Raw genomic sequence first — 2942 nt, forward strand, 5'->3', positions numbered from 1 at the left:
ATTTTAACTATTAATCGCTTCAAAGTATAAAAGGTAGCAATTGCTACCTTTTATATATTCTTAAAACCCTTTATGTACATTATCTAAATAGCACATCTTCTCTGTTAAACCACTTAACACAAAATGCCAATAGTCCAGCAGCAATGATTGCAGTGGCTAAAAATATTAAGCCTACAAATGTGTAATCAACAGTCCCTTTTACTATTTCTTTAATTGCTAATGCTACGTTTGTAACAGGAATGAATGCTGTTTTAGCAGTGAGTTCCATATTTGGCATGATTGAAATAATAATCGGGAAAAATACGCCCATACTAAGTGGTGCCATATAATTTTGCGCTTCTTTAAACGTGCGAGCATAGATAGATATAGCCAGAGCTAAGGCCGAAAATATAGCTGCAACAGGTAGTAATAGTACAAATATCATTAGTAAATCGGTAACTGCTAATGTACTAAATGCGGCTTTAATAAAATCAAGATCGGCAAATGCGAGCGCCAGTGCTATCCAGCAGCCCATACTTAAGACGGTTATTGTTGTGGAGGCAATGGATGTAGTTAACAAGGTTATAAATTTACCAAGCACCAACTCTGTACGCGTAATAGGTGTAAGTAGGAGTGTTTCTAGTGTGCCGCGTTCTTTTTCGCCAGCGCCTAAATCAATAGCGGGATAAGTTGCCCCCATCAATACTAATGGAATAAGTAAATAAGGTAAAAACCCGCCAATTTTTTCGCCAAGGTTTTCACGTTTATCGGCGGTATCTACTTTTATGACTTCAATTGGATTAAGAATAGATTTTTGAACAGACTCTTCAATACCAAAACTGATTAGCTTTTGAGTTTGCAGCACGTCACTGTATTCTTTTGCGAGCTCTTTAACGCGTTCGAATAAAAAGTTGATAGATTTTGAATCGTTAAAAACAACCTGCCACTGGCTTTGTTTTCCATCGTCCAATGTTTGCACAGCATGACTTGGTAAATAAATACCCATATCAATATCGCCAGCGATTACACCTGCTTTAAGCTCATCAATATTGTTAAAGGTTTTATCCCCTTTATAAAGCTCAAAACTTTTGTGATAAAACACTTTATCTGTAAACTCTTGTGCGTATTCACCGTTGATTATCGCGTAAGTATTTACTTTTTGCTCAGCGTCCATTGCAGCTTGCGAGCTTATAAATGCCATTACAGCAAACAATAACGGAAATATAGCAACAGGAAGCGCGACAACAAATAATAGCGTTTTTTTATCGCGTAATAACTCTCTTAATTCCTTTTTAAATACCTCAAACATCATGTTTCTCCGTTAATATATTCATAAACGCTTGGTTAAGCTCATCACTATTACCTGCTTGTTTAAACTCTTCTACTGTTCCGTCAAAACAGCTAATACCTTCGTTAATTACAGCGACACGGTCACATAAAAGTGCAACTTCATCTAGATGATGGGTTGAGAAAATAACAGGCGTCCCTTGCGCTTTTAAACCTTTGATAAATTTAATAACGGTTTGTGTTGTCATTATATCAAGGCCCGTTGTTGGCTCATCAAGTACCACAACTGCTGGGCGATGAACAACTGCACGCGCTATATTTGCTTTTTGCTTCATACCTGTTGAAAGGTTTTCTGCCCGTTTATCTACAAATTTATGCATATCTAGCAATGTAAATAGCTCATCACAACGCGATGCTATATCGCTTTTGTTCATGCCATGAAGCTTTGCAAAATACTCTATGTTTTCTTTTACAGTTAAGCGGCCATACAACCCCGTAGAGCCTGATAAAAATCCAATAGACTTACGGCCCAGTAGCGGTTTTTTTACAATATCGTTTCCGGCAATCGTTATTGAGCCTTCATCGGGCTTTAACGCGGTTGAAATCATTCTCAGTGTCGTCGTTTTACCCGCACCATTTGGGCCGAGCAATCCAAGTACCTCACCTTTAGCGCAACTAAAACTAACGTCTCGTACTGAGTGAAAGTAGTCTTTATCTTCACGAGGATCGATGTCGTCTATTTTATTTTTTTTGTGATCTTTAGTTAGCTTAAATTTCTTTTTAAGCCCAGCAACTTCTATCATGTTCGCATCCTTCGTTTCGCTCTAAAATAATCTGTATTGTTGTAAAAAGAGTCATCTTTGTTTTCGTCATGCCAGCCTGGCACACCTAATAAAGGCAGTGGTGAAAGCTTTTTGTTATCGGCTAAGCAGTTATCTGTATTAATCATCTCATAAAGGGCTTGGTCAAGGTACTGGTATTGAGTTACTAAATCTTTACAAAATATTTCATTAGGTACACAAACAAATAACGCTTTACCCGTTAAACCTATATAAGGCTTTGTTAGCATTTCATAATTAGCATGACCAAACATAAAAGGTTTTATTGTTTTACCCCACTCATGTTTGTGTTCAACGAATGCAGTTTTCCATTGGTGATCGCAAAGCCACTGCTGCCATTTACTCTCACTTATAGCTAATACAACACCACACTCATCAAAAAGCGTTAGTGCATTACGATGCTTAGTACGCTGTTGCAGTCCATGCTCAGCTATATCTTGCACATGTCTATAGTTTATTAACGCTTTGGTTTTTGGAAATAAACACCATATAAACCCACCAAATAAGTCATGCCAATTTTCACTTCGTGTAGGTACAACACCCGTTTCAAAAATTACTTGCTCGTAATACCGCTCGCCAAAGTCTACCTTTGCATCATCTTCGAAAGTAATAGGAATATTATTCTCATTAATAGCAGTTAAAAATGGAGAAAACCACTGCGGCGCCGGCCAATCTGTTAGTTCGTTAACTTTAAATAGCTCACGTAAATGCGCAAATGCACCTGTTTCTAAACTACTGATTTGCCACTGCTCGGGGGGAGTAAAACGCTTCATTTAAACCTTTAACAATTTATGCCTATAATTTACGAGAAGTTTACCGCAAAAACTGGTTCTACTT

General features: G+C 37.6%; 3 protein-coding genes. All 3 read right to left on the minus strand.

Features of this window, described 5'->3' with window-relative positions:
- Positions 1-79 precede the first annotated feature (79 nt).
- Genes H5072_RS15800 through H5072_RS15810 form a run of 3 tightly spaced genes read right to left on the minus strand, consistent with a single transcriptional unit; the run spans position 80 to position 2878 of the window.
- Entirely contained in the window at positions 80-1288 is a 1209-nt protein-coding gene (locus H5072_RS15800; protein WP_039487952.1) for an ABC transporter permease, read from the minus strand.
- The gene (locus H5072_RS15805; protein WP_024596859.1) at positions 1281-2069 is read right to left on the minus strand and encodes an ABC transporter ATP-binding protein; all 789 of its coding nucleotides are present in this window, start codon (positions 2067-2069) and stop codon (positions 1281-1283) included. Before H5072_RS15805 ends, H5072_RS15800 begins: the two co-directional genes overlap by 8 nt.
- Positions 2066-2878 carry a DUF3025 domain-containing protein gene (locus H5072_RS15810; protein ID WP_182694061.1) on the minus strand — a complete coding sequence of 271 codons (813 nt, stop codon included), beginning with the start codon at positions 2876-2878 and terminating at the stop codon, positions 2066-2068. The genes H5072_RS15805 and H5072_RS15810 overlap by 4 nt, the downstream gene beginning before the upstream one ends.
- Positions 2879-2942: the final 64 nt, after the last annotated feature.

It is taken from the genome of Pseudoalteromonas sp. SR45-5, assembly GCF_014163565.1.
In the GTDB taxonomy this organism is placed as follows: domain Bacteria; phylum Pseudomonadota; class Gammaproteobacteria; order Enterobacterales; family Alteromonadaceae; genus Pseudoalteromonas; species Pseudoalteromonas distincta.

Coding starts and splice junctions, on each gene's coding strand:
- H5072_RS15800 (WP_039487952.1), bottom strand. CDS start 1,288: ATGTTTGAGGTATTTAAAAAGGAATTAAGAGAGTTATTACGCGATAAA.
- H5072_RS15810 (WP_182694061.1), bottom strand. CDS start 2,878: ATGAAGCGTTTTACTCCCCCCGAGCAGTGGCAAATCAGTAGTTTAGAA.
- H5072_RS15805 (WP_024596859.1), bottom strand. CDS start 2,069: ATGATAGAAGTTGCTGGGCTTAAAAAGAAATTTAAGCTAACTAAAGAT.